The sequence below is a fragment of the Proteus sp. G3927 genome, assembly GCF_963894685.1.
Taxonomy (GTDB): Bacteria; Pseudomonadota; Gammaproteobacteria; order Enterobacterales; family Enterobacteriaceae; genus Proteus; species Proteus mirabilis.
In genome coordinates this window covers 79,715-94,609 of record NZ_CAWQGX010000029.1, presented here as the reverse complement: position 1 = coordinate 94,609, position 14,895 = coordinate 79,715, and the positions used below count along the sequence as shown (strand labels likewise).

The following is a 14,895-nucleotide window of genomic DNA, read 5'->3' as shown; positions in this document are numbered from 1 at the left end:
CACATAACACGTATCTCTTAGGTAAGGAGGTGATCCAACCGCAGGTTCCCCTACGGTTACCTTGTTACGACTTCACCCCAGTCATGAATCACAAAGTGGTAAGCGCCCTCCCGAAGGTTAAGCTACCTACTTCTTTTGCAACCCACTCCCATGGTGTGACGGGCGGTGTGTACAAGGCCCGGGAACGTATTCACCGTAGCATTCTGATCTACGATTACTAGCGATTCCGACTTCATGGAGTCGAGTTGCAGACTCCAATCCGGACTACGACAGACTTTATGAGTTCCGCTTGCTCTCGCGAGGTCGCTTCTCTTTGTATCTGCCATTGTAGCACGTGTGTAGCCCTACTCGTAAGGGCCATGATGACTTGACGTCATCCCCACCTTCCTCCGGTTTATCACCGGCAGTCTCCTTTGAGTTCCCACCATTACGTGCTGGCAACAAAGGATAAGGGTTGCGCTCGTTGCGGGACTTAACCCAACATTTCACAACACGAGCTGACGACAGCCATGCAGCACCTGTCTCAGCGTTCCCGAAGGCACTCCTCTATCTCTAAAGGATTCGCTGGATGTCAAGAGTAGGTAAGGTTCTTCGCGTTGCATCGAATTAAACCACATGCTCCACCGCTTGTGCGGGCCCCCGTCAATTCATTTGAGTTTTAACCTTGCGGCCGTACTCCCCAGGCGGTCGATTTAACGCGTTAGCTCCAGAAGCCACGGTTCAAGACCACAACCTCTAAATCGACATCGTTTACAGCGTGGACTACCAGGGTATCTAATCCTGTTTGCTCCCCACGCTTTCGCACCTGAGCGTCAGTCTTTGTCCAGGGGGCCGCCTTCGCCACCGGTATTCCTCCACATCTCTACGCATTTCACCGCTACACATGGAATTCTACCCCCCTCTACAAGACTCTAGCCAACCAGTTTCAGATGCAATTCCCAAGTTAAGCTCGGGGCTTTCACATCTGACTTAATTGACCGCCTGCGTGCGCTTTACGCCCAGTAATTCCGATTAACGCTTGCACCCTCCGTATTACCGCGGCTGCTGGCACGGAGTTAGCCGGTGCTTCTTCTGCGGGTAACGTCAATTGATAAGGGTATTAACCTTATCACCTTCCTCCCCGCTGAAAGTACTTTACAACCCTAAGGCCTTCTTCATACACGCGGCATGGCTGCATCAGGCTTGCGCCCATTGTGCAATATTCCCCACTGCTGCCTCCCGTAGGAGTCTGGGCCGTGTCTCAGTCCCAGTGTGGCTGATCATCCTCTCAGACCAGCTAGAGATCGTCGCCTAGGTGAGCCTTTACCCCACCTACTAGCTAATCCCATATGGGTTCATCCGATAGTGCAAGGTCCGAAGAGCCCCTGCTTTGGTCCGTAGACATTATGCGGTATTAGCCACCGTTTCCAGTAGTTATCCCCCTCTATCGGGCAGATCCCCATACATTACTCACCCGTCCGCCGCTCGTCAGCAAGAAAGCAAGCTTTCTCCTGTTACCGCTCGACTTGCATGTGTTAGGCCTGCCGCCAGCGTTCAATCTGAGCCATGATCAAACTCTTCAATTAAAAGTGTTTGATGCTCAAAGAAATCGAAAACTTAGCTTATTCATTATATGAATTAACTTGTTAGTCACTCTTCAAGACTTGATACATCTAATTTTTTAGAAGATATCGTCTCTGCGAGTGCCCACACAGATTGTCTGATAATTTGTTAAAGAGCAGTGCAACTGTCGCTGCCGTTTCCGGTCTTCTGCGTTGTTGCGAGGAGGTGCATTCTACATCTTCCTCATTCAGTGTCAAGCGCTAATTCATCAGGCTTTTCACTTTTTATTTTGTTCTCTCAGCCGGTTCGCTTAGCGCCCTGAGCCGTGACAACGAGGACGCATTATAGGGAGTTTTCTGAGGCTGGCAATAGTTTTTTGAAAAAAAATGTTCAACAGCATATTTAATAATCAGAGCATCGATTTTAGCGCTATTTATAAACATTTATTGCTCAAAAAACAGATCAAATAGGTACTCTTCTCTTTGTTCTGTTCATTTACCTTTAAAAACACAAAACTGCAGGCATAAAAAAGAGGCCTATTCAGGCCTCTTTTTCAATTTAATGACATCTTCTATATATCATTACTATATATAAAGATACTTTATGACTGTTTTGCAATGATCTGATTGTCATCTAAGTCCAAGATAATTTCTTTACCCGGAACTAATTTACCCGACAAGATATCTTGCGCTAATGGGTTTTCAACCTCTTGCTGGATAGCACGTTTCAATGGACGAGCACCATAGATTGGGTCGAATCCAACTTCACCCAGTTTTTCTAATGCTGCTCCCGTAATAGTCACGTGATAACCACGCTCTTCTAAACGCTGATACAAACGACGTAATTGAATTTGAGCAATAGCGGCAATATTCTCTTTACCTAATGGATGGAATACCACTACCTCATCAATACGGTTAATAAATTCAGGTCTAAAGTGGTGACCAACAACATCCATAACAATAGTTTTCATTGCCGGATAATCAAGAGTACCGAAGCGCTCTTGAATTAAATCCGAGCCTAAGTTTGATGTCATAATGACTACGGTATTACGGAAATCAACGGTTCTACCTTGTCCATCTGTTAAGCGGCCATCGTCTAATACCTGTAATAAAATATTAAACACATCAGGATGCGCTTTTTCTACCTCATCTAATAAGATGACAGAATAAGGACGGCGACGAACAGCTTCTGTTAGGTAACCACCCTCTTCATAGCCCACATATCCTGGAGGCGCCCCCACTAAACGTGAAACAGAGTGTTTCTCCATAAACTCAGACATATCGATACGCACCATCGCATCATCACTATCAAACAAGAAATCAGCGAGCGCTTTACACAATTCAGTTTTACCAACCCCGGTTGGCCCTAAGAATAAGAACGAACCAATTGGGCGATTTGGATCTGATAATCCAGCACGGCTACGACGAATTGCGTTAGAGACTGCATTTACCGCCTCATCTTGGCCGATAACGCGTCTATGTAATTCCTGTTCCATTCTTAACAGTTTTTCACGCTCCCCTTCTAACATTCTAGACACAGGGATACCTGTCCAACGTGCTAAGATTTCAGCGATTTCAGCATCTGTTACTTTGTTACGTAACAGTTTCATATGCTTATCTTCAGTTTTATTAGCTTCAGCAAGTTGTTTTTCTAAAGTAGGAATTTGACCATATTGGATCTCTGACATTTTTGCCAAATCACCACTACGACGAGCCTGCTCTAGTGCAATACGCGCTTGCTCTAATTCTGCTTTTATATGCTGAGTACCAGTAAGCTCTGCTTTTTCTGCTTTCCACTCTTCTTCTAAGCTAGAATACTCTTTCTCTTTTTCTGCAAGTTCTTCATTTAACATAGCTAAACGTTTCTTACTTGCATCATCAGATTCTTTTTGCAGTGCTTGCTGTTCAAGTTTTAGCTGAATAATTCTTCTATCCAGTCTATCTAATGCTTCTGGTTTTGAATCCATCTGCATACGTAGACTTGCACCAGCCTCATCGATTAAGTCAATTGCTTTATCTGGCAACATACGATCAGAAATATAACGATGAGACAAAGTAGCTGCTGCTACAATCGCCGGATCCGTAATTTGTACATGGTGATGCAATTCATAACGCTCTTTTAAACCACGCAAAATGGCGATGGTATCTTCTACCGTAGGCTCCGCCACATAAACTTTTTGGAAACGACGCTCTAAAGCCGCATCTTTTTCAATGTATTGGCGATACTCATCTAATGTAGTGGCGCCGACACAGTGTAATTCGCCACGTGCCAAAGCAGGTTTCAACATGTTCCCTGCATCCATCGCACCATCAGCTTTACCGGCACCAACCATAGTATGTAATTCATCAATAAACAGAATGACACTACCTTCCTGTTTAGATAAATCATTTAATACCGCTTTTAAACGCTCTTCAAATTCACCACGATATTTAGCCCCTGCTAATAAAGATCCCATATCAAGTGAAAGCACACGTTTATTTTTTAAACCTTCAGGAACTTCTCCATTAACGATCCGTTGAGCTAAACCTTCAACAATCGCGGTTTTACCTACACCAGGCTCACCAATTAATACTGGGTTATTTTTAGTACGACGTTGTAATACCTGGATTGTTCTTCTTATTTCTTCATCACGTCCAATAACGGGGTCAAGCTTGCCTTGTTCTGCTCGTTCTGTTAAATCAACAGTATATTTTTTCAATGCTTGACGTTGGTCTTCTGCATTTTGATCGTTCACTGTTTCTCCACCACGTATTTTTTCAATGGCTAATTCTAAACTGACTTTGTTAGCTCCGGCGGCTTTTAGCATGTCAGCAACCTGACCACCACTTTCCATGGCAGCTAAAAGAAAAAGTTCTGATGAAATAAATTCATCACCTTTTTTCTGAGCTAACTTATCGCATAAATTAAGATGTTTAATTAAATCGTTTGAAGGATGAACTTCTCCACCAGCACCTTCCACTTTTGGTAATCGAGATAATGCATCATTAATTCTTTCATTAAATTGTGAGGCATTAACACCTGTGGATGTTAATAGTGGGCGAATAGAGCCACCTTGTTGATTAAATAACGCACTCAGTAAATGTATGGGTTCTATAAATTGATTATCGTTCCCAAGTGCCAATGACTGGGCGTCTGCGAGAGCTTGCTGGAATTTATTGGTTAATTTATCCAGACGCATAACACCTCCAAGTAAAATTCGATTTAAAATTTATCACTGGAGAATAGATGAGGTCATTTAGACAATATTCAAGCTCAAAATGACAATTTTGAGCAAAAATATTTGCCTATATTTGGGATAAGGAAGAATAAACGTTGGAGAGCGTCTATTTGATCCAGATTAATGAGGCCATACGTCCGGTAGTATGTTCACGTCGATAGGAGAAAAAGCGTGATTTATCGCTAACAGTACAAAAGTCCCCACCATAAATCTGATTTACCCCACTTTCCTGCAGAATTATTCTCGCTAACATATAAATATTAGCTAAGTATTTGCCATTGTGGGAAATAAATGCGCTATCAAAGGCAATATTTTTTTCTACAAAAGCGAGACGGACTTCTGCTCCTACTTCAAAAGCATTAGGGCCTATTGCTGGCCCTAACCACGCCATAATCTTCTCATTAGAGGCTTTAAATTGAGCGAGTGTCTGTTGTAATACACCTTGGCAAAGCCCGCGCCATCCACCATGGGCAGCGCCAACTTCCGTTCCATCAAGGGTACTAAATAACACAGGTAAACAATCTGCGGTCATGATAGCGCACACCTTATTAGCACTAGAGGTGTAAAGGGCATCGCCTTCAACGGTATGATTGTCTTGATTATCCAAATTAACCACCTCAATACCATGAACCTGTGTTAACCATAATGGCATTTCAGGTAATTGAGCTTGTTGACAAATGATACGTCTATTTTGTTCTACCAATAGCGCATCATCGCCCACATGTGCCCCTAAATTAAGGCTGTCATAAGGTGGCAAACTGACACCGCCAGTTCTTAATGTGCTACATGCGCCAATATTGTCAGGCTGTGGCCAATCAGGATAAATCAATGAGGTCATTTACCAGTCCATTTCATCTTTAAACTGTTCTGCGTCCACTTTTAGTACGCGAATAAGTTCTACCATATCATCAGGCAACGGTGCATGCCATTCCATTTCAATTCCGGTAATAGGATGATAAAGGCGTAACATTGTGGCATGTAGTGCTTGTCGGTCAAAGCGACGTAACGTCTCACGAAATTCTTCACTAGCCCCTTTCAAAGGACGCGGTCTACCACCATACAGTTGATCACCAATTAATGGATGATGGATATGAGCCATATGGACACGAATTTGGTGAGTTCGACCGGTTTCTAGACGCAAACGTAAGCGGGTATGGGCACGGAAATGTTCCATAACACGATAATGTGTCACCGCAGGTTTTCCCATTGGGTGCACTGCCATATGGGTACGTTTGGTGGGATGTCGAGAAATTGGCTCATTAACCAGCCCTCCTGCTGTCATCCTCCCTGTTGCAACCGCTTCATATTCACGGGTGATTTCGCGACGCTGTAATGCTTCTACCAAGTGAGTTTGAGCGGGAACTGTTTTTGCAACAACCATCAAACCTGTTGTATCTTTATCTAAACGATGAACAATACCAGCGCGGGGAACATTAACAATCTCTGGATAACGATAAAGAAGTGCATTTAATACGGTGCCATCAGGATTACCTGCACCGGGATGAACAACAAGATCTCTTGGTTTATTAATCACCAAAATATCATCATCTTCATAGACGATATTTAACGGAATATTCTGAGGCTCCCAACGAACATCCTCTTCGATTAAGGCATCGACTTCAATTTTTTCACCGCCAAGCATTTTTTCTTTTGGCTTATTGATGATTTTATCGTTAACCTGCACTCTATTGTCTAAGATCCACTCTTTTATGCGTGATCTTGAATAATCAGGGAACAATTCGGCCAAAGCCTGATCTAAGCGTTGACCCAGCTGTGAATCTGCGACTGTAGCATTAAGTCGTATTTGTTGAGACATAAATAGTTTCTATATTAAGTTAGTATTTTGACGGCACAGCCGTTTCATTTAAAATGAGTTATAGTATAACCGATTTCAGGGAGCTTCACGGAGAGACTCCCAAACCTATTCAGAGGATAATCAATACGTGATGAGACGCATGAAATACCTAGTGGCAGCGGCCACTGTAAGCCTGTTACTTTCTGGCTGTTCTAGTTCAGACAAAGACGCAACTGCTGATATGTCTCCTTCTGAGCTTTATGCAACAAGCCAAGAAAAATTGCTAGATGGCAATTATGGAGCGGCTATCAAACAACTGGAGTCTCTCGATAATCGCTATCCTTTTGGTCCTTACTCACAACAAGTTCAGCTTGATCTGATTTATGCTTATTATAAATCAGCTGAGTTACCAATGGCGATTTCCGCTATTGACCGCTTTATGCGATTAAACCCAACCCATCCAAATATTGACTATGTTCTATATATGCGTGGGTTAACCGCTCAGGCATTAGATGATAGTGCATTACAAGGATTCTTTGGTATTGATCGCTCAGACCGTGATCCTCAGCATGCAAGAGTGGCTTTCAAAGACTTTAGCCAGTTAGTTCGCTACTATCCTGATAGCCTCTACACAGCAGATGCCACAAAGCGTCTTGTTTTTCTTAAAAACCGTTTAGCGAAATATGAACTCTCTGTTGCGAAATTCTATACCAAACGAGGGGCTTATGTCGCGGTTATTAATCGAGTTGAACAAATGATGCGTGATTATCCAGATACCGAAGCTACACGTGAAGCGCTTGTGTATATGGAAAATGCCTACAAAAAACTAGGCTTAACTCAAGAAGCAGATAAAGTTGCCTCACTGATTGCAGCCAACCCTGCTTAAACATTTTTACTATCAAAAACAGCAGCCTAGCGCTGCTGTTTTTTTATGCTAATTCAAAGGCTAAAAACTTACTTTTCATCAGACCAACCCTCTTAATATGAACGAATAAACACGACTCTACAAGCACTCTTTTTCAGCTATTTATCATTTGTCACGTTTCTATTACTTGTTATATAAACTTCTAACAAAAAGTGATCTTGATCATGTTTTAAATTGTGTATCACGATATTCTGAACCTATCCAAGATGGAGTAATAAAGAGGTAACTATATGATTATAAATATCACTAGCAAACAAATGGACATTACCCCAGCACTACGTGAACACATTGAAAGCCGTTTAACTAAACTTAACAAATGGCAGGTAAATTTAATCAACCCTCATATTATTCTCACTAAGGATCCAAAAGGTTTTAGTGTTGATGCAAGTATTCATACTCCGAATGGACAACTTGTAGCAAACGCACAACATGTTGATATGTATGCGGCAATTAATGATCTCTTGGCAAAATTGGAACGTCAATTAAATAAAGTTCAGCATAAAAATGAGTCTCGACGTGCGGCCAATAGCTTAAAAGAAGAAAATTTACTCGTAAATGAAATATAAGTAGTGAAGCTTGATTAAAAATTAGAATAATTCACTGACTCAAAACGCCTCTGCGCATCCTCGTGATGCGCTTTTTATTGTATTTTTCTTGACTCCTCACCCATCATCATGTTTGATAGCTATATGTTAAATAGTTAATCAATCCATATAATGATGACTCACTCTTTTTTGCCATTCTTCTTTTTCTTTTTACTCTATTCTTAAAGAGGCTTTGTTTATTTCAGAAAGAAAAGTAAGAACGACAATAGCCTCCAAAATGGAGGCTTTTTTATTTAAAATGGTACGATACAAAAGTATAGGGCACTAACATGGAAAAACTCGATTTATTAGCAATCAGAGATAAAATCACTGCGCTAGATTCTGAACTACTTTCACTATTAGCTCAAAGACGCCAATTATCGACTGAAGTTGCCCAATTTAAATTAAATACCCACCGCCCTATTCGAGATAAAAACCGTGAGCGTGAACTGCTTGAACTATTAATCGAAAAAGGGAAAAACGTTGGATTAGATGGCTTTTATATCAGCCGTATTTTCCAAATGATCATCGAAGATTCGGTGCTCACGCAGCAAGCCATTTTACAGCAACACCTTAATGCGACTGCAAATGAATCTGCAAGAATTGCTTATTTAGGCCCTAAAGGTTCTTATTCTCATATTGCCGCTCGCCAATATGCAGCCCGCCATTTTGATACTTTTGTTGATTGCACTTGCCATAAATTTGAAGATATTTTTACACTGGTAGAAACAGGACAAGCGGATTACGGTTTACTACCTATTGAAAACACCAGCTCTGGTGCAATTAATGATGTTTATGATTTACTACAAACCACCTCGCTGTCGATTGTTGGCGAAATTCGTATTCCGATAAACCATGCTTTATTAACAGCAGTTAAGAGTAGCCTAGAAGAATTACACACTATTTATAGCCATCCGCAACCCTTCCAACAGTGCAGTCACTATTTAAATCAATACCCTCACTGGAAAATTGAATATTGTGAAAGCACAGCCGCGGCAATGGAAAAAGTTGCATTAGCACAATCTCCCCATGTAGCCGCTATTGGCAGTGAAGCTGGCGGATCGCTTTATAATTTAACACCACTTGCTAGTAATTTAGCTAATCAACAAATTAATGTTACTCGTTTTATTGTGATTGCCCGTAAACCTATTGATGTATCAGAACAAGTACCTGCAAAAACCACCTTTTTAATGGCAACGGGGCAACAAGCAGGGGCATTAGTTGATGCTTTAATTACCTTAAAACAATACAGCATTATTATGACTAAATTAGAGTCTCGCCCAATAAATGGTACACCTTGGGAAGAGATGTTTTATATTGATGTACAAGCTAATTTACGGGATATCAATATGCAAAAAGCATTACATGACTTATCAAAAACATCTCGTTCACTCAAAGTATTAGGATGCTATCCTTCAGAAAATATTGTACCCGTTGAAATACAATAGCTTATTACCCTACTTTATAACCAAAAGCCAGATAGCTTATTGTTATCTGGCTTTTCTACTTTTATGACTCTATTCCCAGGATAATTTAGCTAATTATAAAAAACCATACATAGCAGCAAATACCCAGCCAAAAATACAAGAAACAGTAACACCAATTAATCCCGGTAAAATAAAGCTATGATTAATAACAAAACGACCTATACGTGTTGTTCCTGAACGGTCAAATTGGATAGCGGCTAAATCACTGGGGTAAGTAGGAAGAATATAATAGCCATAACACGCCGGTGCTGAAGCAACAATATAGGCAGGATCAATACCAATACCTAAAGCCAAGGGGACTATTGCGGCTAATGCGGCGGCTTGTGAATTAACAAACTTAGAAACAAGTAATAAGACAACGGCATAAGCCCAAGGATACTCACGAACTAATTGTCCTAATGCAGCTTCTATTTCTTTCATATGTGCAGAGAACATGGTTTCTGCCATCCAAGCAATACCATAGACCGCCACAATGGCTATCATACCGGAGCGAAAAACTTCATTTTTAGAAATAAGTGAGGGATTAGTTTTACAAATAATAATAATAGAAGCGCCCGCTAATAACATAAACATTTGAATAACTAATACCATAGATAATGGTTTATTATTAAATACGGGACGTAATTCAGAAAATGCACCTAATACAGCAACAACCGCAATCGCACCTAAGAATATCCACATTGCTACCCAATTTTTCATTGGTAATTTCTTATCTAACAATGTTGCAGTATCACCATAAACGTAATCATGATTCTCTGGTATGGAAATAAAATCTTGGAAGCGCTGATCTTTATCTAACTCTTTACCTCTAAACCAGCTAAAAATCCCAATGGCTAAAATACCAATAAAGGTTGATGGAATGGTAATCGCTAATAAATCTAAAAACTCAAGATGCTTACCATTAAAAGTGACATTACCTAACATTGCCACTAAGGTGACGACCGCAACAGATACAGGACTTGCGATAATTCCCATTTGTGAACCAATGGTACTGGCTGCCATCGGTCTTTCTGGACGAATATTATTTTTAATCGATACATCATAGATAATAGGCAAAATGGTATAAACCACATGTCCAGTACCACATAATATAGTCAGGGTACAGGTAACGAGAGGTGCAACAATAGAAATATACTTCGGATTTTTTCTTAATAATTTTTCAGCTATTTGCAACATAACATCTAAACCACCCGATGCTTGTAACGTTGCAGATGCAGAGACGACAGCAATAATCACTAACATCACATCGACAGGCGGTTTACCCGGAGGTAAATTAAAAATAAAGACTAAAATAACCAGCCCCACTCCGCCTAATAGACCTAATGCAATTCCCCCTTTCCTTGCTCCATAAAATAAACAAACTAATATAATGGCTAGTTGTATTATAAAATCCATCATTAACCCCTTAAAAAACGCATCGGAATAGAAATAAAAAATAATACAATTAAATCGTTAGCACTTTTTGCAAAAAAACAACGTCGACCAATATAATTTACGGCATCTGTTATAGGTATTTTTTTGATCGTTGTTATAGTTTTAATATCCGTTAATTATTTTATGCAAATTTAAGATCTCACCGACAAATAGCTTAAAAAGAAAAGACATTCTTGAACATTTATCATTAACTAATTAAACCCATAGACAACAATTACATAACAAATAAATTAAAAATAATATAATGTTGTCATTATTAGGTGATTACTAAAAATAGAAATTTCATTCATTTTTTCTAAATGTATATTGGTTTTATTCATTGTGAATATTGAATAAGTAAGGAATAGATATGCATACAATTATCATGTTACTGCTAGGTTTGAGCTATTTGAATTTCGTTGATAGTGCTCATAAAGGAAAAGGCTATTACTCCTATTCATTAGATCACCATATAAGTTCAACTCGCTGTACCGTAAGCCCATGCCCCGTTCCGAAAGATTATTAAGTTATAACTATCAACGTTAGGAGAAGAAAATGAAGAAATTAATTATTTTTATACTATCAAGTTTATTCGCTTTTTATGCTAGCGCTTATACTTGGGATAATAAAATCAAAGATACCAGCACTGTTAATCAGTATTGTCAACATAATAGCAATACCCAACAATCTACTCGCTGTGTTTGGCCCCCTTGTGATGATGAGTGGTAATATTTATCGCAAGATATAACATATAAAATAAAAAACGAATAACATAACCTGTCATTCGTTTTTCTTACTATAAGTATTAGGTATAGCGTTTATGTATATTTATACTAAATCCGGCTATCATTGGCTTTTTGTAATAACGCACCACTCTCTTTCATAAATTGTGAAGCATAATCACCGAACCAATCACTTACATTATTAAATGAGCCAATAAATTCATCTTTTGTGTTTATATCTAATAAGGCTATAGCTTCACCTAATGAATGATGATATCTACGGATCAAGTTAATGTTTTCTTGTGAAGATAAAATAATATCGGCATATAATTGTGGATCTTGAGCAAAGAGCCTACCAATCATCGCTAGCTCTAAACGATAGATGGGAGAAGATAATCTTAATAAACTGGCTAAATCGACATTCTCTTTCACCAAATGTTGCCCATATGCAAAAGTAGTAAAATGTCGCAATGCTTGGATAAAACTCATATTTTTATCGTGCTCTTGTGCAGTAATAGCCTCTACTCTTGCTCCCCACACCATAAGTTGCTCAAGCAACCACTCAAAATGTGATAAATCTCGCCCTTCACAATAAGCGATAACTTGTTTTGCTAAACTTGGCACATCTGGACCAAACATTGGATGTAGTCCTAAAACAGGGCCATTATGTGCTTTTAACATCGCCTCTAAAGGCGCTTGCTTGATTGAGGCTAAATCTACCAATAAACAATTTTCTGGCAAGGGCGGTAATTGCTTAATAACATCAACCGTTAAATGGATTGGGACACTGATTATCACCATACCGGCATCCGCAAAAATAGCCGGAGATTTACTTTGCCACTCATCCGCTTCAAGACTTTCCACTTGATAGCCAGAAAGTGTAAAGAGACGAGAAAAAAGCCTCCCCATTTTTCCGTTCCCCCCCACAATGACAATTTTGCCTAATTGGGGATTAAGTGTTTTAAAGCCTTTATCATTTTCTTTGCTATATGACTCTCTCATTACTCGACGTAAAACATCTTCAATTAAATCAGCAGAAATACCCATTTTTTCTGCTTCATTACGTCGAGAAGCAAGCATTGCGGCTTCTCTATCTGGTGCATAGATAGGTAACCCGTGGCGATTTTTAACTTCTCCCACTTCTGCTACCAATTGCATTCTTTTGGCGAGTAAAGAAAGCAATGTTTTATCCACCTGATCAATTTGCTCTCGCAAATTTTGTAATTCTTCAGCCATCTATGCTTGCCTCTTCTTATTAAAGTGTTATTGGGTTAGCTAACTTTTCTTAGTTGCGCTGCACGCTGTGCTAAAACTGGCGAAATTTGCTGATGCAGATTTCTTAACACCGATTCAGTGGTTTCCCAGCTAATACATGCATCAGTAACAGAAACACCGTACTTCATCTCACTACGGGGCTGCTCTGATGACTGATTGCCTTCATTAATATGGCTTTCTAACATAATTCCTGTTATTGATTGATTACCTTTTTTAATTTGCTCAATCACTGAATCAACCACGACAGATTGACGACGAAAATCTTTATTTGAATTACCATGACTACAATCAATCATCAATGATGGTGTTAATCCCGCTTTTATCATATGAGCTTCACATAACGCGACATCTTCTTCATGGTAATTAGGTTTCTTACCCCCACGCAAAATAACATGTCCATCAGGATTGCCTTGTGTTTGTAATAAACAGACTTGTCCTGATTGATTAATGCCCATAAAACGATGTGGCATAGAAGCCGCTTTCATCGCATTAATAGCCGTATCTAAATTACCATCTGTACCATTTTTAAAACCGACAGGCATTGATAAACCTGATGCCATTTCACGATGGGTCTGAGATTCGGTCGTTCTTGCCCCAATAGCTGACCAACTAAATAAATCACCTAAGTATTGAGGATTGTTAGGATCTAAGGCTTCCGTAGCTAAAGGTAAACCTAACTGAACCAACTCTGTTAATAGTTTACGGGCAATATGTAAGCCTTTTTCCATCTCAAAACTGCCATCCATAAACGGATCACTAATTAAACCTTTCCAACCAACTGTTGTACGAGGTTTTTCAAAATAGACACGCATCACAATATACAGACTATCACTTAACTCAGACGCTAAGACTTTTAGACGTTTTGCGTAATCTAACGCAACATCGACATCATGAATAGAACAAGGGCCACATACCACTAATAAACGCGGATCACGACGTTGAACAATTTCAGAAATAGTTTGACGTGATTGAGTAATGGCATGCAGATCATTACGACTCAACGGGTATTTTTGTTTTAACTCTTCCGGCGTAATTAACACCAGCTCTTCGCTGATGTTGACATTATTGAGTGCGTCTTTTTGCATGATCATAATCTTTACCTTTTTTATGTCTGTCATTGTGATTTTTGTGTGTCTAAACGATAAGATAACATGCAATGTAAAGAAATCAATCCATATTTTCAATAAAAAAGGTATAATCGTAATTATATGTTTACATAATAGGGATGTTGTTAGATTTATCTTTATAAATCAATAGATTATAAATATCAAAATAACACAAAAAATGTGACCAAGATAAAATAAAAATAGCAGACTGTAATTTTAATTTTACACTCGCAAGAAATTGGCCTTCACCTAGCAGATGAAACGACTTTATAAGAGATGTTATTTAATGATGAGAAAAATAGGCAAGGAGGTGAGTTATTGTCGAGTGCTTATAAAAAGATAGAAGACATTAGAGGAAATAGAGCAGGTTATAGTCAAAAAAAGGCCAGCTGATGCTGGCCTTTTAACCATAACTTTCGGATGTGCGAAAGCGTATTATTTAGCGTTAAGACGCTCTTTAATACGTGCAGCCTTACCTGAACGCTCACGCAGGTAGTACAGTTTAGCTTTACGAACCGCACCACGACGTTTAACTGTGATGCTATCTACGACTGGGGAGTGAGTTTGGAATACACGCTCAACACCTTCGCCATTAGAAATTTTACGAACAGTAAATGCAGAGTGCAGACCGCGGTTACGAATAGCGATAACCACGCCCTCGAATGCCTGCAGACGTTTTTTAGAACCTTCAACGACCCATACCTTAACTTCTACATTATCGCCTGGACGAAATGAAGGTACATCTTGCTTCATTTGTTCTTGTTCGATTTGTTTAATAATATTGCTCATAATAACTCTCTTACCCTAGGTAAACTGATATTAATGACAC

General features: G+C 39.5%; 12 protein-coding genes, 1 rRNA gene and 1 other annotated feature. Of the genes, 5 read left to right on the top strand and 8 right to left on the bottom strand.

Annotated elements, in window-relative coordinates; genetic code table 11:
* Positions 1 to 22 precede the first annotated feature (22 nt).
* The 4 genes from AACV00_RS13195 to rluD form a co-directional block, all read right to left on the bottom strand.
* Positions 23 to 1,565: ribosomal RNA gene (locus AACV00_RS13195) — 16S ribosomal RNA — on the bottom strand.
* A 578-nt stretch (positions 1,566 to 2,143) separates the two neighbouring features.
* A complete protein-coding gene (gene clpB / locus AACV00_RS13190; protein ID WP_036919920.1) occupies positions 2,144 to 4,720 on the bottom strand; it encodes an ATP-dependent chaperone ClpB in 2,577 nt (858 codons plus the stop codon).
* Between the two features lie 145 nt (positions 4,721 to 4,865).
* A complete protein-coding gene (gene yfiH, locus AACV00_RS13185; protein WP_087726688.1) occupies positions 4,866 to 5,597 on the bottom strand; it encodes a purine nucleoside phosphorylase YfiH in 732 nt (243 codons plus the stop codon).
* Positions 5,598 to 6,575, bottom strand: coding sequence for a 23S rRNA pseudouridine(1911/1915/1917) synthase RluD (gene rluD / locus AACV00_RS13180; RefSeq protein ID WP_004244761.1), 978 nt, complete (start codon positions 6,573 to 6,575; stop codon positions 5,598 to 5,600).
* A 130-nt stretch (positions 6,576 to 6,705) separates the two neighbouring features.
* Here rluD and bamD point away from each other — a divergent pair, with 130 nt between their 5' ends.
* The 3 genes from bamD (at position 6,706) to pheA (ending at position 9,511) form a co-directional block, all read left to right on the top strand.
* Positions 6,706 to 7,440 (top strand): outer membrane protein assembly factor BamD, encoded by a 735-nt coding sequence (gene bamD / locus AACV00_RS13175; RefSeq protein ID WP_012367573.1) that lies wholly within the window; start codon positions 6,706 to 6,708, stop codon positions 7,438 to 7,440.
* A 269-nt stretch (positions 7,441 to 7,709) separates the two neighbouring features.
* The gene (gene raiA, locus AACV00_RS13170) at positions 7,710 to 8,045 is read left to right on the top strand and encodes a ribosome-associated translation inhibitor RaiA (RefSeq protein ID WP_004244763.1); all 336 of its coding nucleotides are present in this window, start codon (positions 7,710 to 7,712) and stop codon (positions 8,043 to 8,045) included.
* 155 nt (positions 8,046 to 8,200) lie between these two features.
* Positions 8,201 to 8,318, top strand: a sequence feature (Phe leader region).
* 35 nt (positions 8,319 to 8,353) lie between these two features.
* Positions 8,354 to 9,511, top strand: coding sequence for a bifunctional chorismate mutase/prephenate dehydratase (gene pheA / locus AACV00_RS13165; protein WP_004244764.1), 1,158 nt, complete (start codon positions 8,354 to 8,356; stop codon positions 9,509 to 9,511).
* 93 nt (positions 9,512 to 9,604) lie between these two features.
* On the opposite strand, the gene AACV00_RS13160 is transcribed toward pheA, so the two are convergent.
* Positions 9,605 to 10,945: an anaerobic C4-dicarboxylate transporter gene (locus AACV00_RS13160; protein WP_026090474.1), complete on the bottom strand. Its 1,341-nt coding sequence runs from the start codon at positions 10,943 to 10,945 to the stop codon at positions 9,605 to 9,607.
* A gap of 388 nt (positions 10,946 to 11,333) precedes the next feature.
* On the opposite strand from AACV00_RS13160, the gene AACV00_RS13155 reads away from it, so the two are divergent.
* Positions 11,334 to 11,489, top strand: a complete 156-nt coding sequence (locus AACV00_RS13155) for a hypothetical protein (RefSeq protein WP_162837600.1) — start codon at positions 11,334 to 11,336, stop codon at positions 11,487 to 11,489.
* 29 nt (positions 11,490 to 11,518) lie between these two features.
* A complete protein-coding gene (locus AACV00_RS13150; protein WP_004244766.1) occupies positions 11,519 to 11,692 on the top strand; it encodes a hypothetical protein in 174 nt (57 codons plus the stop codon).
* A 104-nt stretch (positions 11,693 to 11,796) separates the two neighbouring features.
* Here AACV00_RS13150 and tyrA read toward each other — a convergent pair whose 3' ends face one another.
* The 3 genes from tyrA to rplS all read right to left on the bottom strand — a co-directional run bounded on the left by tyrA (position 11,797) and on the right by rplS (position 14,855).
* On the bottom strand, positions 11,797 to 12,921 hold the full coding sequence (gene tyrA / locus AACV00_RS13145) for a bifunctional chorismate mutase/prephenate dehydrogenase (RefSeq protein WP_004247406.1): 1,125 nt from the start codon (positions 12,919 to 12,921) through the stop codon (positions 11,797 to 11,799).
* A gap of 35 nt (positions 12,922 to 12,956) precedes the next feature.
* Positions 12,957 to 14,051, bottom strand: coding sequence for a 3-deoxy-7-phosphoheptulonate synthase (locus AACV00_RS13140; protein WP_004247405.1), 1,095 nt, complete (start codon positions 14,049 to 14,051; stop codon positions 12,957 to 12,959).
* 450 nt (positions 14,052 to 14,501) lie between these two features.
* A complete protein-coding gene (gene rplS, locus AACV00_RS13135; RefSeq protein WP_004244769.1) occupies positions 14,502 to 14,855 on the bottom strand; it encodes a 50S ribosomal protein L19 in 354 nt (117 codons plus the stop codon).
* Positions 14,856 to 14,895 lie beyond the last annotated feature (40 nt).

Bases quoted from the DNA above. Each gene is read 5' to 3' on its own strand.
- AACV00_RS13150 (WP_004244766.1), top strand. From the start codon at position 11,519: ATGAAGAAATTAATTATTTTTATACTATCAAGTTTATTCGCTTTTTAT.
- clpB (WP_036919920.1), bottom strand. From the start codon at position 4,720: ATGCGTCTGGATAAATTAACCAATAAATTCCAGCAAGCTCTCGCAGAC.
- raiA (WP_004244763.1), top strand. From the start codon at position 7,710: ATGATTATAAATATCACTAGCAAACAAATGGACATTACCCCAGCACTA.
- yfiH (WP_087726688.1), bottom strand. From the start codon at position 5,597: ATGACCTCATTGATTTATCCTGATTGGCCACAGCCTGACAATATTGGC.
- bamD (WP_012367573.1), top strand. From the start codon at position 6,706: ATGAGACGCATGAAATACCTAGTGGCAGCGGCCACTGTAAGCCTGTTA.
- tyrA (WP_004247406.1), bottom strand. From the start codon at position 12,921: ATGGCTGAAGAATTACAAAATTTGCGAGAGCAAATTGATCAGGTGGAT.
- rplS (WP_004244769.1), bottom strand. From the start codon at position 14,855: ATGAGCAATATTATTAAACAAATCGAACAAGAACAAATGAAGCAAGAT.
- AACV00_RS13140 (WP_004247405.1), bottom strand. From the start codon at position 14,051: ATGATCATGCAAAAAGACGCACTCAATAATGTCAACATCAGCGAAGAG.
- pheA (WP_004244764.1), top strand. From the start codon at position 8,354: ATGGAAAAACTCGATTTATTAGCAATCAGAGATAAAATCACTGCGCTA.
- rluD (WP_004244761.1), bottom strand. From the start codon at position 6,575: ATGTCTCAACAAATACGACTTAATGCTACAGTCGCAGATTCACAGCTG.
- AACV00_RS13155 (WP_162837600.1), top strand. From the start codon at position 11,334: ATGCATACAATTATCATGTTACTGCTAGGTTTGAGCTATTTGAATTTC.
- AACV00_RS13160 (WP_026090474.1), bottom strand. From the start codon at position 10,945: ATGGATTTTATAATACAACTAGCCATTATATTAGTTTGTTTATTTTAT.